The following is a 25,215-nucleotide window of genomic DNA, read 5'->3' as shown; positions in this document are numbered from 1 at the left end:
ATGGATCGCTTCTTCGTCTATCGCCCGGTGTTCGCCTGGGTGATCGCGTTGTTCATGGTGCTGTTCGGGGTCATCGCGGTGCTGCTCCTGCCGGTGGAGCAGTACCCGGATGTCGCACCGCCCTCGCTCAACGTGCAGGCCGTCTACAGCGGCGCCGATGCCCAGACGCTCGACCGGACCGTCACCTCGATCATCGAGGACGAGATGAACGGGATCGAGAACTTCCTCTACATGTCCGCGATCAGCCGCTCCAACGGCACTGCGCAGATCACCGTCACGCTCAAGCCCGGCACCGACCTGGACATCGCGCGCACGCAGGTGCAGGACCGCCTGAGCCGCGTCGAGCCACGCCTGCCGCTCCAGGTGCGCCAGCTCGGCATCACCGTCACCAAGGCCTCGTCGGGCTTCCTGATGCTAATCGCGCTGCAGTCCTCGGGTGGCGCGTCGCATGTGACGGCGATCGGCAACTTCGCGTCGAACAACATCGTCAACGAGTTGCGGCGCATCGCCGGCGTGGGCGACGTGCAGCTGTTCGGCTCATCCTTCGCGATGCGGATCTGGCTCGACCGCGACAAGCTCGGCGGCTTCGGCCTTGCCGCGAGCGAAGTGCTCGCCGCCGTGCAGGAGCAGAACAGCCAGACCGCGAGCGGTGGGCTGGGCGACCAGCCGGTCGCGGGCGGAACGGAGTTCAACGCCCAGATCGTGACGCAGAGCCGCTTCTCCACGCCTGAGCAGTTCCGCGAGATCATCGTTCGCGCCAACCCGGATGGCTCCACGGTCCGGCTCGGCGACGTCGCGAGGGTCGAACTGGGCAACGACAGCTACGGCTTCGGCTTCACCGTCAACGGCAAGGAAGCCGCAGGCATGACGATCCAGCTCGCGAGCGGCGCCAACGCGCTGGCAGTGGCGACGCAGGTGCGCCGGCGCATGACCGAGTTGCAGCCGACCTTCCCTCAGGGCATGACGTGGAGCGTTCCCTTCGACACCACGCCCTTCATCAACACCTCGGTCAACAGCGTGGTGCGCACCATGATCGAGGCGCTGCTGCTGGTCACCGTCGTGGTGTTTCTCTTTCTGCAGAGTTGGCGTGCCACGCTGATTCCGACGCTGATCGTGCCGGTCGCCCTGATCGGCACCTGCGTGGGCCTGCATCTGTTCGGCATGTCGATCAACCTGCTGTCGCTGTTCGGCATGGTGGTCGCGATCGGCATCCTGAACGACGACGCGATCGTGGTCGTGGAGAACGTGGAGCGCGTGATGCGCGAGGAGGGCCTCAACGCGCGGCAGGCGACGGTCAAGGCCATGGGGCAGATTTCCGGCGCGGTCATCGCGAGCACGCTGGTGCTGGTCGCGGTGTTCATTCCGATGGCATTCTTTCCGGGGTCGACGGGTGGCATCTACCGGCAGTTCTCGGTGACCTTGACGGTGTCGATCTTTCTGTCGACGGTGCTCGCGCTGACGCTCGGCGCGGCCTTGTGCGCGGCGCTGCTCAAGGACGATGCGACGCTTGCGCGCGAGGCCGAGAGCCGCAAGCCGGGTGCCGCCGCGCGCATGCTGAACCGCGTCTTTGGCGGCTTCAACGCGGGACTGGATGCGGGCACGTCGAAGTACATCCGCGGCGTCGACGGGATGATCGCCAGGCCCTTTCGCTGGCTGCTCGTCTTCGTCGTGGCGTGCGTGGCGACGGCGTGGATGTTTGCGCGTCTGCCCGGCGGGTTTCTGCCCACCGAGGACCAGGGCCACATCTTCGTGACCTATACCGGCGCCCCGGGCTCGACGACGGCCCGCACGCAGCATGCGGTCAATCAGGTCGAAGCCTTCCTGCAGCAGCAGCCGCAGGTGCGCAACGTGGCGACAGTGACCGGCTTCAGCTTCTTCGGCCAGGGGCAGTCCGCCGCAATGTCCTTCGTCGACCTGAAGCCCTGGGCGGAACGGAGCGGGAGCGAGAACAGCGCGAGTGCACTGGTCCAGCGCAGCAACGCCGCCTTCAGGAACATCCCCGAGGCGCTGATCTTTGCGCTCGACCCGCCCGCGATTCCGTCGCTGGGCAATGCCACCGGCTTCACGATGAAGATCCAGGACCGTAGCGGTATCGGTGGCGCGGCCCTGCAGCAGGCGACCCAGCAGATGATGGCGGAGGCGGCCGCCAGTCCCATCCTGGCCGGCGTGCGCGCAGAAGGACTGCCGCCCGCGCCGCAACTCTATGTCGACATCGACCGCATCAAGGCGCGTGCGCTGGGCCTGCAGATCGGTCAGGTGAATCAGGCGCTGTCGTTGAGCTTCGGCGCCAACTACGTGAACGATTTCGTCTTCGAGGGCAATGTGCTGCGCGTGTTCATCCAGGCCGACGCGGCGCAGCGCATGCGCCCGGAGGATGTGCTCGCCCTCAGGCTGCGCAACAACCAGAACGAGTCCGTGCCCTTCTCGGCCTTCACCCGCGTGCGCTGGATCTCCGGGCCGCAGCAGCTCGAACGCTACAACGGCTTTCCGTCTGCCACCCTCTCGGGGCAGGCCGCGGCCGGACAGTCGAGCGGCTCAGCCCTCGTGGAAATGGAGCGCATCGCCAAGCGCGTGCTGACGGGCAACCTCGCGTATGAATGGACCGGCACGGCCTTCGAGGAGCGGCAGGCCGGGGGCCAGATCCCGCTGCTGCTGGGGCTTTCTCTGGTCGTCGTCTTCCTGCTCCTGTCGGCGCTCTACGAAAGCTGGGCCATCCCGGTGGCGGTGCTGCTCATCATCCCCTTCGGCGTGGCCGGCGCGGTGCTGCTGACGATGGCGCGCGGTCTGTCGGCCGACGTGTACTTCAACATCGGCCTGATCACCATCATCGGCCTCGCCGCCAAGAACGCGATCCTGATCGTCGAGTTCGCGATCAAGGAGGAGAGCGAGGGCAAGGACGCGGCGACGGCCGCGAAGAACGGCGCGCAGCAACGGCTTCGCCCGATCCTGATGACCAGCGTCACCTTCGTACTGGGGATGATGCCGCTCGTGCTCGCCACCGGCGCAGGCGCGGCGAGCCGCCAGGCGGTGGGCACCGGCGTCATGGGCAGCATGCTGACTGCGACCTTCTTCGGCATCTTCTTCACGCCGCTGTTCTATGTGGCTGCGCGCAAGTGGCTGAGCCGGGAGAAGAAGCACAGCGAAGAGGCGGATGACTTGGCGCTGCGGACGACGGGCGGTGAACCACGCGGAGGCTCGGGTGAGGCCTAAGGCAGCCGCACTGTGCGTTGCCGCGTGCTGCGCGCTGGCCGCGTGCAACCACGCGCCGACCTATCGCCAGCCGGACGTGCCGGTTGCCGAAGTCTTCGGCGCAGCCGATCCGGGGGGCAGCCGGCTCGCGACCGAGATCGGCTGGCAGAGTTTCTTTGGCGACCCGCAGCTTCGTTTCCTGATTGCGGAGGCGCTGGCCAACAACCGCGATCTCGTCGCGTCCGTGGCCCGCATCGAGCAGGCCCGCGCGCAATACCGTATCCAGGAGTCGGCGCGGCTGCCACAGGTCAACGCCAATGCCGGCGCGTCACGCACGCAGGCTCCGCTGAGCACGATCGACCCGGAACTGGCAAACACCAGCGCCTCGGTCATCTTCAACCAGTACAACGTGCAGGCCGCGATGGCGTCCTACGAGCTGGACTTCTGGGGCCGCGTGAGCAACCTCAGCGAGGCCGCCCGCCGGCGCTATCTGGCGACCTTGGAAGGTGAACGCGCCTTCCGGCTCTCGCTGATCGGAAACGTCGCTGCGAGCTACTACAGCATTCGCGCCGGGGAGGAGGGCATCGACCTCGCCCGGGACACCGTCGCGGCGAGACGCTATGCGCTGGAGATTGCGAAGCTGCGCCTGGATGCCGGCGTGACTTCCACCGTCGACTACGACCAGGCGGCCATCCTCGTGACGCAGGCGCAGACGCAACTGGCCGAGCTTCAACGAACGACCGAGCAGCGGCGGAGCCAATTGCTGGTGCTGGTCGGCAAGCCGCTGGAGGGGCCATTGCCGCCTGCGCGCGCCATCGAGGACCCGGGGCAGTTCGGGGAGTTGGATGCGGGCCTCCCTTCGGCCTTGCTTGTCAATCGGCCGGATGTGCTGCAGGCCGAGCAGCAACTGCGTGCGGCCAACGCCGATATCGGGGCGGCTCGGGCTGCGTTCTTTCCGCGCATCGCGTTGACGGGCAATCTGGGGTTTGCATCGGCGGAACTGGGGGATCTGTTCAAGAGCAGCAATCAGGCGTGGTCGGTCGGTGGATTGGTCAGCCTGCCGATCTTCGACGGAGGGCAGCGGCAGGCGCAGCTCGGGGTGGCCCAGGCGCGGCGCGATGAACTCATTGCGCTCTACCAGCGCACCGTGCAGACCGCATTCAGCGAAGTGTCCGAAGCCCTGATCGGGCGGCGGCGGTACCAGGAACAGATCGCGGCGCAGGAGGCGGCGGTGCTGGCGCAGCGACGGCTCGCCGAGGTGGCGGAACTGCGCTATGAGAACGGGATCTCGATCTATCTGGAAGTGGTCGATGCGCGGCGGAATCTCTTCTCTGCCGAGCAGCAGCTGATTCAGCTTCGCGCGACTGCGCTGCAGAACGGAGTGTCGCTGTATGTGGCGCTGGGGGGCGGGTTTGCCGGGCCCTAGTCAAAGGGTCGAGCAAGCGCGCTGCCAGTGCGCGCGGTTTGGCCGGGTTGGTTGCACCACGCAAAAGACAGGATTAGCATGCTGTTGACCGCCCATGCAAAGGACACATCATGAGTGACCGGCGCATCCTCATCGTGGCACACCGGACCGCGGCGTCGCCCAAACTTCTCGCCGCCGTTGCCGAGCGGGCCGCACGCGGGCCGTGCAAGTTCACGCTCTTGGTTCCTCGGCCGTATTGGGACCCGGACACGGAAGAGGCGGCCATCACGCTCGAACTCGCGATTCCGCTGCTCGACGTGGCCGCGGGCTCGCACGTGCAAGGGATCGTCGGGGCCACCGACCCGTACGAGGCCGTACACCAGACGCTCGAGCACGAAAAGTACGACGAGATCATCGTCTCGACGCTCCCAGAGCGGATCTCCCGGTGGTTGCGCCTCGACCTCGCGCATCGCATCGAGCGGTTCGGCGTGCCGGTGAGCGTCGTGACTGCGGAACAGGCCGAGCGCACTCTCTCGCCGGGAGCCGGATCGGGCTGATCCGACGTCGCCGGCGCGGGGCGGCAATGCGCCATGAGCCGGGAAGGCAGCCATCGGGACTGAGGTCTGCGCGCTCGAAAGTCGTCGAACGCCGCTGAAAGCGCCCGCATGTCATCCGGCGTCCGCCGCTAGGGCCTTTCCCCCGCATCAAAATCCAGCTCCACCTTCGCCCCGTTCGGATCCAGGCAGAACAACTGCCAGGTTCCAGCCCCGGCCTGCTGCCGCAAGTCGTACTTCACCCCGCTCTCATCGAACCGCTTCTTCACTGCCCGCAGGTCCTGCGCCGTGAAGGCCATATGGTCGATGACTCCCGTGCGCTGCTCGGGCACCGGTCGCCCAAAGTACAGATGCAGCACCGCCTGCGGTCCGCTCCCATAAAGCCAGGCCCCGGGAAACCCGAGGTCCGGCCGGTGCCCCACCTTCAAGCCCAGCAGCCCGGTGTAGAAATCCAGCGTCTTCTTCTCATCTTCCGCAGTCACGGTGAAATGGTTCATGCCGACGATCATGGAGAGTCTCCTGTTCAGGTCTGGGTCTTGGGCGGGGTCATGGCAGCAGCACCAGCGCGCCCGTGCTGCCGCGCGATTCAAGCCGCGCATGCGCTTGCGCAGCGGACTCGAGTGAAAAACGTTCGATCGGCGGCGGCCTGATCGCACCATCCGCCAGCGCATTCCACACGCGCTGCGCACGCTCGGCGAGCTGCGCCTGCGTCGACACGTAGTCGAACACCACGGGCCGCGAAAAGCTCAACGACTTCGCCACCAGCGCGTCCGGCGCAAGCGGCGTCAGCGGGCCGCTGGCCTGGCCGAGGCTGATCCAGTGGCCGCGGCGGGCGAGGGCGGCGAGGTTCTCCTCGCGGCCCGCATCGCCCAGTCCGTCGATCACCACGTCCGCGCCACCGCAGGTGCGCTGCACGGCGTCGGCAAAGCGGTAGTCACGGGTCACGATCACGTGCTCGCAGCCGTAGTCGCGCGCGACACGTGCTTTCTCATCGCTGGATACGGTGCCGATCACCACCGCGCCGAGTCGTCGCGCCCAGGCGCAGACCAGCAGTCCGACGCCACCGGCCGCCGCATGCACCAGCAGTCGCGTGCCGCGCTGCACGCGCCCCAGGTCGTGCAGCAGGTAGTCCGCGGTGATGCCCTTGAGCAGCAGCGCGGCGGCCACGTCGTCCTCGATCGCGGCGGGCAGTCGAACAACCCACTCGGCCGGCACGCAGCGCACGCTGCAGTACGCGCCCGGCACCGGCCCCAGGTAGGCCACACGGTCGCCCGGCAGAAAGCCCGACACCTGCGCGCCGACATCGACGACGGCGCCCGCCGCCTCCATGCCCGGCACGCCCGGCGACGCCGCCGAAACCGGCAGCATCTGCGGCACCCAGCCACGGCGCAGGTACACATCGAGAAAGTTGACGCCGACAGCACGCTGCCGGATGCGCACCTCGCCCTCACGCGGCGCGGCAGCCTCGCCGTCTTGCGGCCGAAGTTCTTCCGGACCGCCGTAGCGTTCGACGCCGATGCGCCGCGTGGGCATCGGCATGGCCGTCGGCATCGCAACGGCGCCCGGCGCCCGCTGGTCGCTCCCCAGCCTCAGATGCCGTCGCAGGTTCTCGAACCCGGCCTCGTACACGCCCTGCGCCACCGTGTCGCGCAGTTCACGCTCCATGCCCGGCGGCGTGGCAAAGGTCGACTCCCAATGCCAGAAAGTGCGGTTGCCGTCGGTCACCGGCTTCAGCGTCACGGTCGCCACGTAGCGCTGCAGCGGCAAGGTCGCCTCGACGATGCAGTAGGTGCTCTTGTGCTCGGTGTCCGACAGCGTCAGCAACTGCTCGCGGATGCGATTGCCGTCCCGCAGCGTGAAGCTGCGCACGCAGCCGACCTGGTCGCTGCGCTCGCTGCCTTCGATGCGGCTTTGCCCGACCACCTCGTGCCACTGGTCGTGGCTGTTGAAGTCGCGCAGCACGGCCCACACGCGCTCGATCGGCGCGTCGATGACGGTCGATCGCACGACGCGTTGCAGGCCGGCCATCAGCGCCCGCCGAAGTGCTGCTTCAGCGCGTTGAAGCCGCCCTGGAACACGCCCTGGCCGATGGACTGCGTCAGCTCGCCTTCGCGGCCTGCATCGCAGTCGAACTCCGCGCTCCATTCGGCGAAGCAGCGCGTGCCGTCGGTCACGGGCGTGAGCTTGAGCGTGGCCACGTAGTTCGTCACCCCCATGGGGCTTTCGAGGATCTCGTAGGTGCAGCTGTACTCGTAGTCCGACAGGGCCAGCAGCTTCTCGCGGATCATCCCGCCGTCGCGCGTGTGGAAGTGGCGGATGCAGCCGACGCGATCGGCCGGCTGGCTGTTCTCGATGCGGCTGTCGGCAATCATCGGATGCCACTGCGGCAAGCCGTTGAAGTCGCGCACGCGCGACCAGACGTTGTCGGCGCTCGCGTCGATGACGCTGGAAACATAGACGTTGACCATGCGCTGTTCCTGCCGCTGCCGCTATTCCTGCCGTTCCTTCTTCACGCCGGCGGGGAGCGCGGCATGAGCGCCGCTGGTGTCGCCCACCAGCCGCTGGATATCACCGCCCTCGATGCCGATCTCGCGAAGGAGCTGGTCAACCAGCGGCGCCTGCGCCCGGAAGCGCAGCGCGGAGTTGACCAGCCCGTCCGCGAAATTGCCGCCTTCGCCGTTGCGGACACCGTCGCCCGACGATCCGCCGAGCCCGTCGACGTGCAGGATCTTGATGCCCTCGATGTTCTCCAGCGGTCGCACCGATTCGCGGATGATCGCCTCGGCCTTCTCGACCAGCTTCATGCGCAGTGCGGACATCCGCGCGTCGGGCGAGAGCATGTTGTGCGACTCGTTCATCATGCGCGCCGCATCGGCCTCGATCTCGGCGCGCACCTTCATCGCCATCGAGCGGATCTTGTCGGCGTCCGCATCGGCCTCGGCCTGCGCGCGCACGGCTGCGCCGCGGGCGGCACTCGCGTCGCTCTCGGCCTGGGCGGCCGACGTGAGACGCAGCGCATCGCGCTCGGCCACCTGCGCGGCGGCGATGAGTTCGATGGCTTTCTTGCGCTCGGCCATCTCGACTTCGCGCGCGGTGAAGACCTTTTCTTCGGCGGAAACCGCTGACGCTCGCGCCAGTTCGGCCTCGGCCTGCGCTTCGCTTTGCGCCTTGCTTTCGCGGGCGATCGAAATGGCGCGTTGTTGCTCCGCGAGTTCGAGCGACATGCGGCGTTCGATCTCTGCGCTCTGGATCGCGCGCTCCTTGCTGATGCGGCCTTCCTCGATGGTCTGCTCCGAGCGGATGCGAGCCGTGTCGATGCTCTGCTTCGCGGCAATCTGCGCGCCCTCGGCTTCCTGCTCGCGTTGCGCGCGTTCGGTCGACACCTCGGCCCGCTGACGGGCGCGTGCCATCTCCAACTCGCGTTGCTGCGCCAGGCGCGCGTGCTCGCTCTCGCGATCGATGTCGAGCGAGAGCTTTTCTGCTTCGAGGTTCTTGTTGCGGATGGCGATGAGCGTGTCCTGCTCCACGTCGTTGCGCTGCTTCTTGCGGTGCTCGATCTGTTCGGTCAGCCGGGTCAGACCCTCGGCGTCGAATGCGTTGCTGGGGTTGAAGAACTCCATGCCGGTCTGGTCGAGCTGCGTCAACGAAGCGGCTTCCAGTTCGAGCCCGTTCTTGGTCAGGTCCTCGGCCACGGCGTCGCGCACGCGCTTCACATAGGCTCCGCGCTTCTCGTGCAGTTCCTCCATCGTCATTTCGGCTGCAGCGGTGCGCAGCGCATCGACGAACTTGCCCTCGACCAGTTCCTTGAGTTGCTCCGGCTCCATCGTGCGCAGGCCCAGCGTCTGGGCCGCGGCGGCCACGGCATCCTCGTTGGTCGCAACGCGCACATAGAACTCGGCGATCACGTCGACCCGCATGCGGTCCTTGGTGATGAGCGCCTTGTCACGGCCGCGGCTCACCTCAAGCCGCAGCGTGTTCATGTTGACGGGAATCACGTCATGCACGATGGGCAGCACGAAGGCGCCGCCGCCGAGCACCACCTTCTGCCCGCCGAGGCCGGTGCGCACGAAGGCGCGTTCCTTCGAGCTGCGCAGATAGAGCCAATGCAGCAGCCACACTGCGATCGCCACGACGATCGCAACGACGATCAGCCCGAGGATGAAACTTCCGAATTGAGCGCCTGACATGGATGTCGTCTCCTGTTATCTATCGCGTGATCTGGACAAATCGCCGCGTGGTCTCGGTGAGGGCCGTCTCGGTCGGCAGGCGCTCCATCGAGCTCGCGCCGTAGAAGCCGGCACAAGCCGGGCAGTGCGCCAGCACGTACTGGGCGTCCTCCGGCGTGGCGATCGGGCCGCCGTGGCACAGCACGATGGCATCAGGCTTCACCGTGTGCGCGGCAGCAGCCCACTGGTTGATGCGGGGCACGCAGTCGGCCAGCGTGAGCGCGGTTTCCGCGCCGATGGCGCCGCCCGTGGTCAGGCCGAGGTGGCACACCACGATGTCGGCGCCGGCGCCCGCCATGGCGCGTGCGTCGGCTTCGCTGAAGACGTAGGGCGTGGTCAGCAGGTCCATCGCACGAGCGCGAGCGATCAACTCGACCTCCAGCGCGTAGCTCATGCCGGTCTCCTCGAGGTTCGCGCGAAAGACGCCGTCGATCAACCCGACGGTCGGGAAGTTCTGCACTCCGGAGAAGCCGAGCGAGATCAGCCGGTTCAGGAACTCGTCGGGAATCATGAACGGGTCGGTGCCGTTCACGCCCGCGAGGACGGGCGTGTGCCTGACCACCGGCAGGACCTCTCGCGCCATCTCGCAGACGATCTCGTTGGCATTGCCGTAGGCCATCAGGCCGGCCAGCGAGCCACGCCCGGCCATGCGGTAGCGGCCTGAGTTGTAGATGACGATGAGGTCGATGCCGCCCGCTTCCTCGCACTTGGCGGACAGGCCGGTGCCTGCGCCGCCGCCAATGATCGGCCGGCCGGCGTCAATTTTCTCGCGGAAGCGCTGGAGCAGTGTCGATCGGGCGATGCGGGGCATGGTCGTCGGGTCTCCTCGCGTGTGGTTGTTCAGGCGCGCCGCGCGCCGGACGCCGTGCGTGCCACTTCGTGCCATGCACTGACCAGCGCGTCGGCGAAGGCTTCGTCGTTGATGTGCAGCGGCAGGCGTTGCAGCTTGCGGTCCGGGCCGGCGCGAAACGTGGCTTCAATCGCAGTGAAGAGCGCCCGGTCGGCCTCCGGGTCGTGGAAGGGCTGACCGGGCCGGTCGATCGCAGACACGCCGCCCTCGGGGATAAGGAAGCGAACCGGGCCACGCATCGCATTGAGCTTGGCGGCAATGAATTCACCGATGGCGCGGCATTCGTCGGCCGTGGTGCGCATCAGCGTCACGGTCGGGTTGTGGCGGTACAACCTGCGGCCCTTGAAGCGCTCGGGCACCGTGTCCCACGCGCCGAAGTTCACCATGTCCAGAGCGCCGCAGGAACCGACGTAGGGCAGGGCATGCCGCGCGAACACGTCCAGCCGCGTCGGGCCGGCCGAGAGCGTGCCGCCGACGATCTCGTCCGCGACTTCCGTCGTCGAGACGTCGATTGCGCCGGCGACCAGGCCGGAGTCGGCCAGCTTCTCCATCGACTGGCCACCGACGCCCGTGGCGTGGAACACCAGGCAGTCGTAGCTGTCCTCGAGTTGCCTGGTCACCGCCTGCACACACGGCGTCGTCACGCCGAACATCGTGAGGCCGATGGCCGGCTTCGTGACCGTCGAGGCGACGGGCGGGTGCGCGATCATGCCGGCCAGCGCGTTCGCCGCATTCGCCAGCACCAATTCGCTGATGCGGTGGATGCCTTGCACGTCCGTGACCGAATACATCATGCAGATGTCGCTTGGCCCCACGTAGGGGCGCGTGTCCCCGCTGGCCATGGTCGAGACCATCAGCTTGGGCACGCCGATGGGCAGTGCGCGCATGCCCTGCGTCGCCATCGAGGTGCCGCCGGAGCCGCCGGCCGAGATGATGCCGCCGAGGTCGCGCCGCGTGGTGAGGAAGGCTTCGAAGGCGAGCGCCATCGCGGCCATCGCGCTGCCGCGGTCGTTGCTGAAGACGGCGGATTCGCCCTGCGGGTGATGGCGCGCCACTTCGCGCGGGGGCACGCTGGCAGGAGACGGCTTGCCGGAGGTCGCGAGGTCGACCGTGACCACGCGCATGCCAAGCTTCTCGAGGCATTGGCGCAGGAAGGCGAGTTCGCGGCCCTTGGTGTCGAAGGTGCCCGCGACATAGGCGGAGCGCACGCTGCTGGCGGCGACGGGGAACTCGAAGACCCGGGGCGATGAGGAGGCGGGCGCGGCTGACGCTGCGACGGGCGTCGAGGCGGGTGCCGGCGCGGCGCGCGCAATGTCCGCGACCGGCGCAGCCGTGCCGCCCGCATTCCATCGCGTGAAGCCGCGCACGGTAGCGGGGGCGAGGTCGTCGAGCGACGGCGCGCCGTCGCCATGCGCGCGCCGAACAGTGAAGACCTGCATGGATGCTGGCGGCTCGGCGGCTGTTGCATCCGGAGTATCGATCTCGTCGTCGGGACCGCCCGAGCGCACGCCGAGCAGTCGCTCCTGCAATTCGCGATCCGCCGCCAGTTGCGACGCCGGCATCTCCTGCGCGATGCGTCCGTTGACCATCAGGCCGATGCGATCGGCGACCGACACCGCGACGCCGAGGTTCTGCTCGATCAGCAGCACGGCGATGCTGCCCTCGGCCGCGAGATTGCGCAGCGCCTGCGCCACCTGATCGACGATCACCGGTGCCAGCCCTTCCGTGGGCTCGTCCATCACCAGCAGCTTCGGATTGAGCAGCAGCGCACGCCCGATGGCGAGCATCTGTTGCTCGCCGCCCGACAGTTGTGCGCCGCCGTGGCCGCGCCGCTCCGCGAGGCGGGGGAACATCGCGTAGACACGGTCGACCTCGCGCCTGTGGGTGGCGACGAGCCGCAGGGTCTCGTCGACCGACAGCGACGGCCAAACCCGGCGACCCTGTGGCACGTAGGCGATACCGCGCTTCGTGATCTCGTTCGGCGCCAGCCCCAGGATCTCCTCGCCCGCGAGCCGGATGCTCCCACGCGCCGGCACCAGCCCCGTGATGGCGTTGCACAGCGTGGTCTTGCCCATGCCGTTGCGTCCGACGATGCCGAGCACGCCCCGCTCCAGCGCGAGACTGACGCCCTGCAGCGCATGTGCGCGGCCATAGAACACGTCGAGCGCCTCGATGACGAGCACCGGCGCGCCGCTGGCGGCCGCTTTGCGGTCGGTGCCGAACCATGCCATCAGTGCCTGCTCCCCATGTAGATCGCCTGCACCTGCGCGTCGTTCTCGATCTCGTCCGGCGTGCCGGTGCGCAGCGTGCGCCCGTTGTGCATGACCGTGACCCGGTCGACCACGCGCAGCGCAATGTCCAGGTCATGCTCGATCAGCACGAAACTCATGTGCGCCGGCAGAGAACCCAGCAGTGCCACCAACTCGCGCCGCTCGACGGGCGACAGGCCGGCGGCCGGTTCGTCGAACAGGATCAGTCGCGGCGCCCCTGCGAGCGCCATGCCGATCTCCAGTTGCCGCTGCTGCCCATGTGCCAGATTGGCCACGCGTTCGTCGGCGATGTGGCTCAGGCGCGAGCGTTCGAGCAGATCGTTGGTGGCGCGCGTCGAGGCATTCCCCGCGCGCGCCCTCAGGAAGCTGAAGCGGCCACTGGCGACGCCGCGTACTGCGAGAAAAAGGTTGTCGCGCACCGTGAGGTCGCGGAACAGCAGCGAAGACTGGTACGTGCGCCGCATCCCCTTGCGGATGCGATCGTGAGGTGGCAGGTCGGTGATGTCCTCGCCGAAGAAATGGATGCGCCCGGCCGTGGGCGGGAAGTCGCCGGTGATGGCATTGAACAGCGTGGTCTTGCCCGCGCCGTTGGAGCCGAGGATGGCGTACTTCTGCCCGGCCGTGACGGTGAGCGACACGTCGTCGACCGCACGCAGGGCACCGAAGGCGCGCGTCACCCCGTCCAGCCGCAGTGCGTCGCCGGAGAGCAACTGCCCCCCGGCGTCGCCGACCAGATGGCCGCGCGAAGCAGCGGGCCGGAGCGGGGTCACGGTGGCCACAACTAGGCGCGCCCCATTCGCGAAACACCGCGGAACCGGCTTCGCCGGGCCGCTGGTGCTGCCCCCTCGACGGGGGAGGCGGCTACACGCAGCGAGCAAGCAACGGGGGTGCTCTTCATTTCCTGCAATCGGGCACGTCGCGCGTGCCGAGCCCCATCTTCTTGAACTCGTCCTCGGGCAGGCCCAGCGTCTGTGTGATGTTCGGCACCGACTTCACCACCTTGTTGTAGAACGAGCCGTCCGGTGCCTTCGTCACTTCAGTAATGTAGGTGGTGCCGACGCCATTGCGGTTGCCGTCGATCTTCACCACGCCGGCCGGCCCGTTGAAGCTGGTCTTCTGCAATGCATCGCGGTAGGCCTTCTGGCCGTTCGACAGATCGCCCTTGACCGCGTCCAGTCCGTCGAGCGCCGCCTTGGTGTTGATGTAGTAGAGGTAGGCGAAGAGGGATGGGCTCGGGAAGCCGTCCTTGAAGTTGGCCTTGTAGTCGGCCACGAACTTCTTCCACTCGGGCGTGTCGATCGAATCGGCCATCGGGCCTGCGGACGCGGTGCCCAGCAGCGATTCGCGGCGCTTGCCCTTGAAGTTGAGCACCGTCTGGTCGACCGTGATCGAGCCGCCGACCATCGGCTTGTCGCCGCCGGCCTGCTCGTACTGCGTGAGGAAGTTCACTGCATCGGACCCGCCGAGCACGACGACCAGCGCGTCCACGTCCTTCGGGATCTTCGCGATCACCGACGCGTAGTCCTTGGTGCCCAGCGGCACCCAGGCCTTGTCGACGACCTTGCCGCCCTTGGCGCAATAGCTGGCCATGAAGCCCTGCACCTGCGAGTACGGGAAGCCGTAGTCCTCCGCGATCAGGAAAGTCTTCTTGTAGCCCTTGGAGAGCGCATGCTCGCCCAGGCCCACCATCCACTGCGCACCTTCGGTGTTGAAGCGGTAGAAGTTGGGGGCCGGGTCGCCCAAGGTCGCGGCCTGCGCGCCCGACGATCCGTTGATGAACGTGATGTTTGGCTGCGTCTTCGCGTAGTTCTTGACCGCGATGCCTTCGTCGCCCGACAGCGGGCCGATCATGATCTGCACCTTGTCCTGCTCGACGGCCTTGCGCGTGGAGTTCACGGCCTTGTCGGGCGTCGCGTCGGACGAGACCTTGACGAACTCGATCTTCTTGCCGCCGGCCATGCCGTTCTTTTCCTTCAACGCCAGGTCCGCACCGCGCATGCCGTCCTGGCCGGGTGCCGCGAACGGACCCTCCAGGGAGGCCAGCAGCCCGATCTTCAAAGTCTCCTGGGCGTACGCGGCGCCGCCCAGGGTGACCAATGCCGCCGCAGCCACGATGCTGCGCCCGAACGATTTCTTGCCTTTGCTCATGTCTCGCTCCTTCTTGTCATCGATGAATGCGGCCATGGCCGCGGTGGGTGAAAGCGGAGTCCAGGCGGTTGCGCAGGCTTTGCCACAGGCCGAGCAACCCGTCGGGTGAAAACAGCACGATCGCGAGGAAGACCCCGCCGATCACGAGATTGAAGCGTTCGCGGTCGACCAGGTCGATCGCGAAGTTCTGCAGCAGCACGAAGACGATCGCACCGATGAAGGCACCGATGGGGTGCTTCATGCCGCCGAGCACGGCGATGATGAGGATGTTGATCATCGCGCCGACACCCACGGTGCCGGGCGAGATGCGGCCGTTGTACCAGACCATCAGCACGCCGCCCACCGCCGCGAGAAAGCCCGCCACTGCATAGGCCCCGACGCGGTGCGCCGTCACGTTGTAGCCCAGTGCCTGCATGCGCCGGGGGTTGTCCCGGATGCCTTGCAGCGCGATGCCGAAGGGCGTGCGGATCAAGTGCTTGACGAAGAAGTAGCCCGCCAGCGAACAGGCGAGCACCAGGAAGTAGAAGGGCATCGGCTGACCGAGGTCCAGGCCGAGGACCGTCGGCGCCGCGATGCGGCTGAAGCCCTGGAAGCCGTTGAAGACGGTGTAGTTCTGCTGTGCCAGGTAGAAGAAGGCCACGCCCACCGCGAGCGTGATCATGATGGTGTAGATGCCTTCGGTGCGCACCGAGAGCCATCCGATGCCCGCGGCGACGAGCGTCGCCAGCGAGATCGCAACGATGAGCGCCAGCCACCACGGCCAGCCCAGGCTGATGGCGACATTGCTGCTCGTGCCGAAGATCGCCAGCATGTAGGCCGCGAAGCCCGCCACCGTCATCTGCGCCAGCGACACCATGCCGCCGTAGCCTCCGAGGAAGATGAGCGACATCGCGATGAGGCCGAGCGCCAGCGATTGCGCGCCGATCTGGAAGGTGAAGAAGGGCGTGGCGAAGAAGGGGTAGGCGAAGACGAAGGCGGCGACCAGGAGGTGCCGCCACTTCACGGCCCGCACGAGGGAGCGCCACCAGTTCGAGAGGCGGGCCTCGGTCGTGATGCCGCGCGCAGGCAGGGGCTGCACCGACGAATGCATGACCGCCGGCCTGCTGGTGTCGCGCACGCCCCGGGCAGCCTCCGATGCCGCCGCGGAGGACGAGTTCATGGCTCTGCGCCACTTCGCCGCGCTCATGTGTTCTTCCCCATCAGCCCACGCGGCTTGAAGGCCAGCGCGACCACCATGATCACGAAGGTGAACACCACGCTGTAGGTCGGCGCATACGCCAGCCCGAACTGTTCGGCCAGGCCGATCAGCAGCGCGCCGATCGCCGCGCCCACGACGCTGCCCATGCCGCCGACGATCACGACGACCAGCGATGCGAGCAGGTAGCGTGTGTCCTCGCCGGGCGAGATCGAAAGCGCCGTTCCACCCACGACGCCGGCGAGTCCCGCCAGCCCGGCGCCGATCGCGAAAGTCAGCGCAAAGACCCGCTGCACGTTGACGCCCGATGCGGCCAGCATGCCCCGGTCGTCCACGCCGGCGCGGATCATCATGCCGATACGGGTGCGTGCGAGCAGCAGCCACAGCCCGACGCCGATCACGATGGAGGCGATCAGCACGAAGATCCGATAGGTCGGAAATTTGTTGACCAGCGGCAGGGTGGTCGAACCATAGATCCACGACGGAGGGTCGAAGGTGTAGATCTCGGCGCCCCAGATCCAGAGCATCAGGTCGGCCAGCACGATCGACAGGCCGATGGTCACGAGCGTCTGCCGCAGGTCCTGCCCCTGCATGTGGCGGAACACCAGCACCTGCATCAGCAGGCCCATCACCGCAGCCGCGAGAAATCCCGCGATCACCGCCAGCACCCACGACCCGGTGTGCTCGCCCACATACCAGCCGACATACGCCCCGAAGAGGTACAGCGACCCGTGCGCAAGATTGACGTTGCGCATCAACCCGAACACCAGCGTGAATCCGCTGGCGACCAGGAAGTACAGCGATGCCAGCGTGAGCCCGTTCAACAGGGTCTTGAAGAAGAGCGAGGCGTTGTCGACGATCGCCCAGACGGCGAACACCGCGACCGGAACGCCGAACAGCAGCAGGAGCGCCCAGTTCTTCCTGCTCACGCGGCGCGCTCCCAGCCCCGTTGCGAGGCGATCTCCGGCGCCTTGGCGAACTCGCCGTCCTTCATGACCGCGAGGATGCGCTTCGGGTCGCGCAGGATCGAGAGGTTGGCGAGCGGGTCGCCGTCCACCAGCAGCATGTCGGCCAGGTAGCCATCCTTGATGACGCCGAGTTCGTCCGGCTTCATCATGATCTGGCCGCCGTAGAGCGTGGTCGAGCGGATCGCCTCCATCGGCGTGAAGCCGAGGTACTTGACGAAGAACTCCAGGTCGCGCGCGTTCTGGCAATGCGGCGTGAAGGCGAAGCCGTAGTCCCCGCCCGGCAGCACGCGGATGCCGCGCTTGTGCATCTTCGACAGCGACACGCACGCTGCTTCCCACTCCGTCTCGTAACCCATGTCGACCGCCATCGCGTGCGTGATGCCGTAGGGCTCGGCCTCGTGCAGCATCGCGTAGAGGATGGCGATGCCCGGCGCGACGAACACGCGGTCCTTTGCCGCCTCGAGCATGTCGATCGCCTCGTCATCGACGAAGCTCGCGTGGTAGATCAGGTCGATGCCGTGGCGCAGCGCCTGCTTCACGCTGTCCGACGAGCGCGCGTGCGCGATGCCGCGCTTCCCGCGGATGCGAACCTCGCGCATGGCGGCCTCGACCTCCTCGTCCATCATCCACGTCGTCTCGGAAGGAGACTGCGGCGTGAAGTTGTCGCCCGAGAGATTGAGCTTGACCGAGTCCACCCCGTACTTGAGGAACATCCGGACGGCCTTGCGCATCTCTTCGGGGCCGGAGATGTTCACGCCGAAGCTGAATTCGGGGAAAGGCAGGTGCGGCAAGGTCTCGTCGCCCAGGCCGCCGAGCACCGTGATCTCCTGGCTGGCCGCGAGGTAGCGCGGCCCGGGGATCTGCCCGGCGTTGATCGCGTTGCGGATCACGACGTCGAGCCGCGGCTTGGCACAAGCGGCGCCGACGCAGGAGGTGAAGCCGGCTTGCAGATAGCGCCGCGCCACCTTGGCGCACCACAGCACGTGTTCTTCGAGCGGCATGGTCTGGATGGCCGAAAGCGTGGCCGCGTCGTTCCACGAGAAGTGCGTGTGGGCCTCGCACATGCCGGGCATCAGCGTGGCGCCCGCGCCGTCGATCACCGTCGCGCCGCCGGGCGCGATCGGCGCCGAGCTTCGCCCGACCTGGCGGATGCGGTTGCCCCGCACGAGCACGCTGCCGGTGTAGGGGTTCTGCCCCGTGCCATCGAGGATGCGGACGTTGGTGAAGACGACGTCAGTCACGATCTTCTCCTTTCAAGGGGATCTCCGTGCCAGGCCAGAAACTCCGCGGAGCCGGCTTTGCCGGGCCGCCGGTGTTGCCCCCGGGCGAGGGGGTTGGCGCAGCGACACGAAGTGCGCGAAGACGGGGGGAGTGCTTCATGCTGCGGCCCAGCGCGTCGTGCGCGCAGAGCGGACCGGGGGCGCGCGATGGAATTCGCCGTCCTTCATGACGGCCATGATTCGTGACTTGTCCTGCAGCACCGTGATGTCGGCGAGCGGATCGCCGTCGACCAGCAGGATGTCGGCCAGGTAGCCCTCGCGGATGTAGCCCAGCACCTTGCCCATTCGCATCATCGGGCCGCCCCAGGCCGTAGCCGAGAGCAGCGCTTCCATCGTGCTCATGCCGACGTACTTGACGAAGTACTCCAGGTCCTTGGCGTTGGTGCCGTGCGGTGTCCACGCGAATCCGTAGTCGCCACCCGGCAGGATGCGGATGCCGCGCTTGCGCATGGCACGCATGCTCTCGACCGCCGCTTCCAGCTCGCGGTGGTAGCCCATCTTGCGCGTGACCTCGGGCGTCAGGCCCCACTGGCTGGCGTGGTGACAGGTGTTGATGAGCCAGGCGAGGCCGGGTGCGATGAAATGCTCGGTCTTCTTCGCTTCGAGCATGTCGAGCGCTTCCTCGTCGGTGAAGCTGGCGTGGTAGATGACCTCGATGCCCTGCTTGACACATTGCTTGATCGACCAGGTGGAGCGCGCATGCGCAGCCACCCGCTTGCCCCATGCCTTGGCCTCCTGCACGCAGACGGCGATCTCCTCTTCGGTGAACTGGCTCATCTCGCTCGGCATGCCGGTGATCGATTCGCCGGAGAGATTGATCTTGAGCGAGTCGACGCCGTACTTGGCGAACATGCGCACGCAGCGGCGCATTTCCTCCGCCCCGCTGACGATCGCGCCGAAGGCGAACTCCGGCTGCGGCAGGTGCGGCTGCGTCGTGTCGCCCAGCCCGCCGGGCACGGTGATCTCCTGGCTGGCGGCCAGGTAGCGCGGGCCGATGATGGTGCCGTCGTTGATCGCGTTGCGGATGACCACGTCGAGCCGGGGCTTGGCGGTTGCGGCGCCGACGCAGCTCGTCCAGCCCATGTCGAGGTAGCGCTTGGCGACCTCGGCGCACCACAGGATGTGCTCCTCGGGTGGCATGCGCTGGATTGCGTCGAGGCTGGGCTGGTCGTTCCAGGAGAAGTGCGTGTGCGCCTCGACCATGCCCGGCATCAGGAAGGCGCCGGCACCGTCGATCACCTGCGCACCGCTGATGGGCGCGGGGCGCGCGCCGTAGGCGGTCTTCACGACACGCGCGATGCGGTTGCCTTGCACCAGCACGTCACCCGTGAAGGGTGCCTCGCCGCCGCCGTCGAAGACCCGCACGTTCGTAAACAGCACGTCGGCCATGTTCAGCTCCTTGCGTGGGTGGCAAGAAAGTCGCGCAGCTCACGCTGGCACTCCTCGGGGCGCTCCACCGGCGTCCAGTGCCCGCAGCGCGGCAGCACGACCACGCGTTTGCTGGCGGCGCGATGCAGCCGGTCGGCCATGGCGCGCACGGCCTGCGGCGGCGCCACGCCGTCCTCGTCGCCGGTGACCAGCAGCACCGGCGCCTCGATGGTCTCGACCGCCGCAGCCTGCGAGCCGGCCAGAGCCTCGCAACTGCGGGCATAGCCGTCACCGTCCTGCCGCATCAGGCTCTCCCGCACGAAGGCCACTGCGACCGGCAGGCGCTCGCGCGTGTCGCGGGAAATCGCGGCCTGGAGCAGCCCCTCGGTGATCTCGTGCATGCCGGCCGCGCCCTCTCGCGCCTTCGCGGCACGCGCCTTCATGGCTGCGCGTGCCGCATCGGGCGGCGCGATGAGCGGGCCGAAGAGTGCGACGCTCGCCACCCGCTTCGGATGCGCCGCCGCGATGTGCTGGCAGACGATGGTGCCCATCGAATGGCCTAGCCAGTGTGCGCGCGAGACGTTCAGGCGCTCGCAGATGTCGAGCAAGGTCTCGACGTAGCGCGCGATCGACAAATCGCCTTCGGCCCGGTGCGAGCGTCCGCTGCCCGGCAGGTCGACGCGGATCACCCGGTGCCGCGCCAGCGCAGGCATCAGCGGCGTCCAGGTGTTGGAGGTGCCGCCCAGCCCATGCACGCAGACGACGGCGGGGCCTTCGCCTTCCTCTTCCACCGCGATGCGGTCGATCAGCTGAAAGCTCATGATGGTTCGAACCGGTTCTCGATGACGCCGACGCCGTCGATCTCGATGCGCACCACGTCGCCCGACTTCAGCCATTGCGGCGGGTCCAGGCCCATGCCCACGCCGGAGGGCGTCCCGGTGGCAATGACGTCGCCGGGGTGCAGCGTGATGCCGCGCGAGCAAGTCTCGATCAGCGTGGGGATGTCGAAGATCATGTCGCGGGTCTGTCCGTCCTGCCGCAGCGCGCCGTTGACCCAGCCGCGAACGCGGGTCGCGCGGCCGTCGACTTCGTCGCCCGTCACGATCCACGGGCCCATCGGGCAGAAGGTATCGAAGCTCTTGCCCAGGTCCCATTGCTGGTGGCGCATCTGCACGTCGCGCGCGGTCACGTCGTTGACGATCGTGTAGCCGAACACATGGTCCATCGCCCGTGACGCGGGAATGTCGCGGCCGCCGCGGCCGATGACGACGGCGAGCTCGGATTCGTAGTCGATCTGCACCGAGGCGGCGGGCGAGGGCAGGCGCACCGCGTCGTGCGGTCCGACCACGCATTCGCCCAGCTTGCCAAAGACGATGGGCCAGGGGTCGCTCTCGGGCATGGCAGAGCGGAACACCGAGCCGGCCAGCTCGGCGGCATGCGCGCGGTAGTTGCGTCCGACGCAGAACAGGCTTCGCAGCGGACGCGGCAAGGGCGCGCGGAGGGTGACGAGCTCGACCGGCAGGCGCACGCCCGAAGGCTGCGGCATCGGCTCGCCGCGCGCCAGCGCCTGGATCAGCGGCAGGGCGCCGAGCGATGCGTCGCGAACGCCCAGCGGCGTGGCTTCACGCCCGTCCGGCGAGATCGTGCCCACGCAGTCGCGACCACCCCAATTCCAACTGGCCAAACGCATCGACTTTGTCTCCATGGGGTCCCGCGGTCTTGCTGGAGTGCACCAGTTGCCACGGGATCTCGGAAGTCTCGGATGTCAGGTTTGAGACTTGCGTCTCAAATCGGGATCGCTGCATCATACGGTCCGGCCACAGCTGTTCACAATAGATTCCAGGCCCTTCCGAGCCCCGTACAAACCCCATGGCCCGACTGAAGCACAAGCTGAGCGAACCCCCGACACCCCCCGAGCGCGGCGTCAGGGCCGCGACCTTCCGCTTGCTGCTCGACACCGCCATGACCATCATCCAGGAGAGCGGTCACATTCCGTCGGTGGCCGAGTGCGCGGCGCGGTCGAAGGTCTCGCGCGCCACCGCGTACCGCTACTTCCCGAGCCGCAGCGCGCTGGTGACCGCAGTGATCGACAGCTCGCTCGGACCGGTGCGAAGGCTCGCTTCGGACAACCCGAACGGGCGCGAGCGGGTGCACGAGTTGTTCCTGCAGACCTTTCCGCGCTTCAAGGAATTCGAGGCGCAACTGCGCGCCGCGGCGCAACTGTCGCTGGAGCAATGGGGCCTGGAGCGCGCGGGGCTGCTGGAGGAAGAGCCGTATCGGCGCGGCCATCGCGTGCGAATCCTCCAGCACGCGATCGAGCCGCTCGCGCCGCTGATGCGGCCTGCGGTGCGCGACCGGCTGCATCACGCGCTCTCGGTCGTTTACGGCATCGAGCCCTACGTGATCCTCAAGGACATCTGGGGCCTGCGCGATCGCGAGGTCGAGCGCACCGCGCTGTGGATGGCCGATGCACTGATCGACGCGGCGCTGCGGGAGTCCGAGCAGAAGCCGCCGCCGAAGCGCAAGACGAGTTGAGGACTCTCCATGCCTGATCGATCGCCCGAGTGGTTCGACGCCCAGTACAACAACCGCGCACGCATTCCCGGACATCCGGCGATCCTCCGGCACTGGGCCGATGCATCGGCGCGCGCGCTGGCCCGGCCGGGCTGGGTGTTCGACGTGGCGTACGGAGACGACCCGACTGAACGGCTCGACATGCTCCCCGCCGGCACCGATGCGCCTGTGTTCGTCTACATCCACGGTGGTTATTGGCGCGCCCTCGACAAGCGGGACCACGCCTTCGTCGCGCCGCCGCTGGCGGATGCGGGCGCGATGGTCGTCAACCTCAACTACGCGCTGTGTCCCGCCGTGAGCATCGAGCACATCGTGCGGCAGCTCGTCAAGGCACTGGCCTGGGTCTTTCGCCACTCGGCGGCGCATGGCGGCGACCCGCGGCGTATCGTCGTGGCGGGGCATTCCGCAGGCGGGCATCTGGCGGCGATGCTGCTGGCGTGCAACTGGAAGACGGTGGCTTCGGACCTTCCCGCGGACCTGGTGAAGTCGGCGCTGTCGATCTCGGGCGTCTACGACCTGGAGCCGCTTCGGCATGCACCCTTCCTCGCACCTGACATCGGCCTGACCGCAGCGTCGGCACTGCGCCTCAGTCCGGCTGCGATGCCCGCACCTTCGCGCGGCTCGCTGGTGACGGTGGTGGGCGGCGACGAAAGCGAGGAGTTCCATCGTCAGGCGAACCTGATCGCCAAGGCATGGGGTCCGCGCGTGGTGATCGCCTCGGAGATCGAGGCGGGCCGCAACCACATGGACGTGCTCCACGAACTCGCCAGGCCGCAGTCGACCACGCATCGTTGGGCGCTGAAACTCCTGGGCCTCTGAGCCGCTCCGGCCACCCGTTGCACCAAAGTGCAATTCAATTTCCACCGGGAAGTAGTTAGGGTGCGTCGGGCTAGACAACCCAATGCAGGAGTACCCGATGGCGACCAAGTCTGCGCGACGCGCGACCGACAAACCCAACATCCTCGTCATCTGGGGTGACGACATCGGCGTGACGAACATCAGCGCGTACAGCGACGGCATCATGGGCTACGAGACGCCCAACATCGACCGCATCGCGAACGAGGGTGTCCGTTTCCTGCACTACTACGGCGAACAGAGTTGCACTGCCGGCCGCGCGGCCTTCCTGACCGGACAGCATGGACTGCGCAGCGGCCTCACCAAGGTCGGCTTCCCGGGGGCACCGATGGGGATGAGCCAGCTCGATCCGTCAATCGGCGGATTGCTCCAGAACCTCGGCTACGCGACCGGACAGTTCGGCAAGAACCACGTGGGCGACCGCAACGAGAGCCTGCCCACGGTCAATGGCTTCGACGAGTTCCTCGGCAACCTCTATCACCTGAACGCCGAAGAGGAGCCGGAGCTTCCCGACTACCCGAAGGATCCGGCGTACCTGGCGAAGTTCGGTCCGCGCGGCGTGTTGCACTGCAAGGCCACCGGCAAGGACGACCGGACGGTCGATCCGCGCTTCGGCAAGGTCGGCAAGCAGACCATCGAGGACACCGGGCCGCTGACCAAGAAGCGCATGGAAACCATCGACGACGAGACCTCGACGGCCGCGATCGACTTCATGAAGCGCCAGAACACTGCGGGCAAGCCCTTCTTCGTCTGGTTCAACTCGACCCGCATGCACTTGCGCACGCACGTGCGCTCGGAGCATCGCGGCCGCTACGAGCATGGCGACAGTGAATACATCGACGGCATGATCGAGCACGACGACACGGTCGGCACGTTGCTCGACGCGCTGGACGACATGGGCATCGCCAGCAACACGATCGTCGTCTATTCGTCCGACAACGGCCCGCACATGAACTCGTGGCCCGACGGTGCCATGACGCACTTCCGCTCCGAGAAGAACACCAACTGGGAGGGCGCCTTCCGTGTGCCCTGCGTTGCGCGCTGGCCCGGCACGATCCAGCCCGGCACGGTCACCAACGAGCTGATGAGTCACAACGACTGGATTCCGACGCTGTGCTCCATCGCCGGGGAGCCCGACATCGTCGGCAAGCTCAAGAAAGGCTACAAGGCGAACGGCAAGACCTACAAGGTTCATCTCGACGGCTATGACCAGTCAAGCTTCCTGCGCAAGGTCAGCGGCAAGGCGGGGCGAAAGAGCGACGCGAAGAGTGCGCGCAGTCTGTTCTTCTACACCGACGACGACGGCCTGCTCGTGGCGATCCGGCAGGGCGACTACAAGTACGTCTGCGCCGAGCAGCGCGTGCCCGGCACCATGCAGGTGTGGGCGGAGCCCTTTACCGAGTTGCGTCTGCAGAAGATCTTCAACCTCTTCCAGGACCCGTTCGAACGCGCGGACATCACGTCCAATACCTTCTGGGACTGGCAGCTCAATCACATCGGCCAGGTGTACGGCCTGATGGAAGAGGTCTTCAAGTTCGCCGAGACCTTCAAGGAGTTCCCGCCACGCTCGTTCCCGCCCAGCTTCAATCCGGCGACGGTGCTGGAGGTGATGATGGGCGACATCCGCAAGAAGATGGAAGCCGCGGCGGCCTCGAAAGGCAAGTAGGCGCAGGAGAGATGCCGTGTGAACAGGCGATGGCTGCTCCGAACGGGCCTCGGCGCCGTGCTGGGCTGCGGTCCCCCGGCGCTGACGCCGGTGTCGGCTCAAGCGGCGCGCTCGCCGCTGCTGGAGCCTGCCGTCGCCTATGTGCTGGAGCAGCCTTCCGAGCATCCTTTTTGCGCGGTGCTGGACTATTCGGTGCACTCGAGCCTGCCGCGCTTTCATGTGATTGACCGATCGACCCGGACCATCGCTCACAGTTTCGTGGTGGCGCATGGCATCGGGTCCGAGCCGGAAGACAACGACGGCATCCCGCAGATCTTCCTGGATGTGGTCGACAGCTTCGCCAGCAGCATCGGCCTGTTCAGGACCGACGAGATCTACATGAGCCCCACGGAGGGCAACGGGCTCTCCATGCGCCTGCGTGGCCTGTCGCCGACGAACGGCAATGCCTACAAGCGCCTGATCGTCATCCACGCGCAGTGGTACGTCGAGCCGGAGTTCGTCGCGCTGTATGGCAAGGCGGGGCGCAGCGACGGATGCATGGTCTTTTCGTCGGCGGATCGAGATACGGTGATCGAACTGTTGCGCGGAGGGGCGCTGATCTACGCGGTGGCGGGGTCGGCCTGAAGGTTGCTGCTCGCTTTGGAAGATGTGCCAAAGCGCACATCCG

21 protein-coding genes and 1 pseudogene are annotated in these 25,215 nt (G+C 67.2%); 7 read left to right on the top strand and 15 right to left on the bottom strand.

The features are described 5' to 3' along the window. The 3 genes from QTH97_RS08560 (at nt 1) to QTH97_RS08550 (ending at nt 5,151) form a co-directional block, all read left to right on the top strand. Nucleotides 1-3,210, top strand: coding sequence for a multidrug efflux RND transporter permease subunit (locus QTH97_RS08560; RefSeq protein WP_286567704.1), 3,210 nt, complete (start codon nt 1-3; stop codon nt 3,208-3,210). Then, nucleotides 3,200-4,615, top strand: a complete 1,416-nt coding sequence (locus tag QTH97_RS08555; RefSeq protein WP_286567703.1) for an efflux transporter outer membrane subunit — start codon at nt 3,200-3,202, stop codon at nt 4,613-4,615. Before QTH97_RS08560 ends, QTH97_RS08555 begins: the two co-directional genes overlap by 11 nt. A gap of 110 nt (nt 4,616-4,725) precedes the next feature. Continuing rightward, the gene (locus tag QTH97_RS08550; RefSeq protein WP_286567702.1) at nt 4,726-5,151 is read left to right on the top strand and encodes a hypothetical protein; all 426 of its coding nucleotides are present in this window, start codon (nt 4,726-4,728) and stop codon (nt 5,149-5,151) included. Nucleotides 5,152-5,279: 128 nt separating this feature from the next. On the opposite strand, the gene QTH97_RS08545 is transcribed toward QTH97_RS08550, so the two are convergent. From QTH97_RS08545 to QTH97_RS08475, 15 genes and pseudogenes are all read right to left on the bottom strand, one after another. After that, a complete protein-coding gene (locus tag QTH97_RS08545; protein ID WP_286567701.1) occupies nt 5,280-5,657 on the bottom strand; it encodes a VOC family protein in 378 nt (125 codons plus the stop codon). 37 nt (nt 5,658-5,694) lie between these two features. Then, nucleotides 5,695-7,176 carry an SRPBCC family protein gene (locus QTH97_RS08540; RefSeq protein WP_286567700.1) on the bottom strand — a complete coding sequence of 494 codons (1,482 nt, stop codon included), beginning with the start codon at nt 7,174-7,176 and terminating at the stop codon, nt 5,695-5,697. Further along, entirely contained in the window at nt 7,176-7,616 is a 441-nt protein-coding gene (locus QTH97_RS08535) for an SRPBCC family protein (protein ID WP_286567699.1), read from the bottom strand. The genes QTH97_RS08540 and QTH97_RS08535 overlap by 1 nt, the downstream gene beginning before the upstream one ends. A 21-nt stretch (nt 7,617-7,637) precedes the next feature. Further along, a complete protein-coding gene (locus QTH97_RS08530; protein WP_286567698.1) occupies nt 7,638-9,335 on the bottom strand; it encodes a flotillin family protein in 1,698 nt (565 codons plus the stop codon). A 19-nt stretch (nt 9,336-9,354) separates the two neighbouring features. Then, nucleotides 9,355-10,185, bottom strand: a complete 831-nt coding sequence (locus QTH97_RS08525) for a phosphoenolpyruvate hydrolase family protein (protein WP_286567697.1) — start codon at nt 10,183-10,185, stop codon at nt 9,355-9,357. A gap of 29 nt (nt 10,186-10,214) precedes the next feature. Beyond that, on the bottom strand, nt 10,215-11,432 hold the full coding sequence (locus tag QTH97_RS08520) for a Tm-1-like ATP-binding domain-containing protein (protein ID WP_286567955.1): 1,218 nt from the start codon (nt 11,430-11,432) through the stop codon (nt 10,215-10,217). 528 nt (nt 11,433-11,960) lie between these two features. Then, nucleotides 11,961-12,455, bottom strand: a pseudogene (locus QTH97_RS08515) (ABC transporter ATP-binding protein); the annotation flags it as partial. Continuing rightward, nucleotides 12,455-13,264, bottom strand: a complete 810-nt coding sequence (locus QTH97_RS08510) for an ABC transporter ATP-binding protein (RefSeq protein ID WP_286567696.1) — start codon at nt 13,262-13,264, stop codon at nt 12,455-12,457. The gene QTH97_RS08510 and the pseudogene QTH97_RS08515, both read right to left, overlap by 1 nt. A 124-nt stretch (nt 13,265-13,388) precedes the next feature. Further along, on the bottom strand, nt 13,389-14,642 hold the full coding sequence (locus tag QTH97_RS08505) for an ABC transporter substrate-binding protein (protein ID WP_286567695.1): 1,254 nt from the start codon (nt 14,640-14,642) through the stop codon (nt 13,389-13,391). A 16-nt stretch (nt 14,643-14,658) separates the two neighbouring features. Beyond that, nucleotides 14,659-15,801: a branched-chain amino acid ABC transporter permease gene (locus tag QTH97_RS08500; protein WP_286567694.1), complete on the bottom strand. Its 1,143-nt coding sequence runs from the start codon at nt 15,799-15,801 to the stop codon at nt 14,659-14,661. 23 nt (nt 15,802-15,824) lie between these two features. Further along, the gene (locus QTH97_RS08495) at nt 15,825-16,766 is read right to left on the bottom strand and encodes a branched-chain amino acid ABC transporter permease (protein WP_286567693.1); all 942 of its coding nucleotides are present in this window, start codon (nt 16,764-16,766) and stop codon (nt 15,825-15,827) included. Beyond that, nucleotides 16,763-18,046, bottom strand: a complete 1,284-nt coding sequence (locus QTH97_RS08490; RefSeq protein ID WP_286567692.1) for a metal-dependent hydrolase family protein — start codon at nt 18,044-18,046, stop codon at nt 16,763-16,765. The genes QTH97_RS08495 and QTH97_RS08490 overlap by 4 nt, the downstream gene beginning before the upstream one ends. 135 nt (nt 18,047-18,181) lie before the next feature. Then, nucleotides 18,182-19,474 carry a metal-dependent hydrolase family protein gene (locus tag QTH97_RS08485; RefSeq protein ID WP_286567691.1) on the bottom strand — a complete coding sequence of 431 codons (1,293 nt, stop codon included), beginning with the start codon at nt 19,472-19,474 and terminating at the stop codon, nt 18,182-18,184. Between the two features lie 2 nt (nt 19,475-19,476). Further along, nucleotides 19,477-20,274, bottom strand: coding sequence for an alpha/beta fold hydrolase (locus QTH97_RS08480; protein WP_286567690.1), 798 nt, complete (start codon nt 20,272-20,274; stop codon nt 19,477-19,479). Further along, on the bottom strand, nt 20,271-21,143 hold the full coding sequence (locus QTH97_RS08475; RefSeq protein ID WP_286567689.1) for a fumarylacetoacetate hydrolase family protein: 873 nt from the start codon (nt 21,141-21,143) through the stop codon (nt 20,271-20,273). Before QTH97_RS08475 ends, QTH97_RS08480 begins: the two co-directional genes overlap by 4 nt. A gap of 179 nt (nt 21,144-21,322) precedes the next feature. Here QTH97_RS08475 and QTH97_RS08470 point away from each other — a divergent pair, with 179 nt between their 5' ends. From QTH97_RS08470 to QTH97_RS08455, 4 genes are all read left to right on the top strand, one after another. Then, complete coding sequence (locus tag QTH97_RS08470; protein WP_286567688.1) at nt 21,323-21,988, top strand: TetR/AcrR family transcriptional regulator; 666 nt, start codon at nt 21,323-21,325, stop codon at nt 21,986-21,988. Between the two features lie 9 nt (nt 21,989-21,997). Beyond that, entirely contained in the window at nt 21,998-22,846 is an 849-nt protein-coding gene (locus tag QTH97_RS08465) for an alpha/beta hydrolase (protein ID WP_286567687.1), read from the top strand. A gap of 97 nt (nt 22,847-22,943) precedes the next feature. Beyond that, nucleotides 22,944-24,548, top strand: coding sequence for an arylsulfatase (locus tag QTH97_RS08460; RefSeq protein WP_286567686.1), 1,605 nt, complete (start codon nt 22,944-22,946; stop codon nt 24,546-24,548). An 18-nt stretch (nt 24,549-24,566) separates the two neighbouring features. After that, nucleotides 24,567-25,172: a murein L,D-transpeptidase catalytic domain-containing protein gene (locus QTH97_RS08455; protein WP_286567685.1), complete on the top strand. Its 606-nt coding sequence runs from the start codon at nt 24,567-24,569 to the stop codon at nt 25,170-25,172. Nucleotides 25,173-25,215: the final 43 nt, after the last annotated feature.

Source organism: Variovorax gracilis, from assembly GCF_030317115.1.
Taxonomy (GTDB): Bacteria; Pseudomonadota; Gammaproteobacteria; order Burkholderiales; family Burkholderiaceae_C; genus Variovorax; species Variovorax gracilis.
This window is presented reverse-complemented; position numbering and strand designations above follow the sequence as displayed.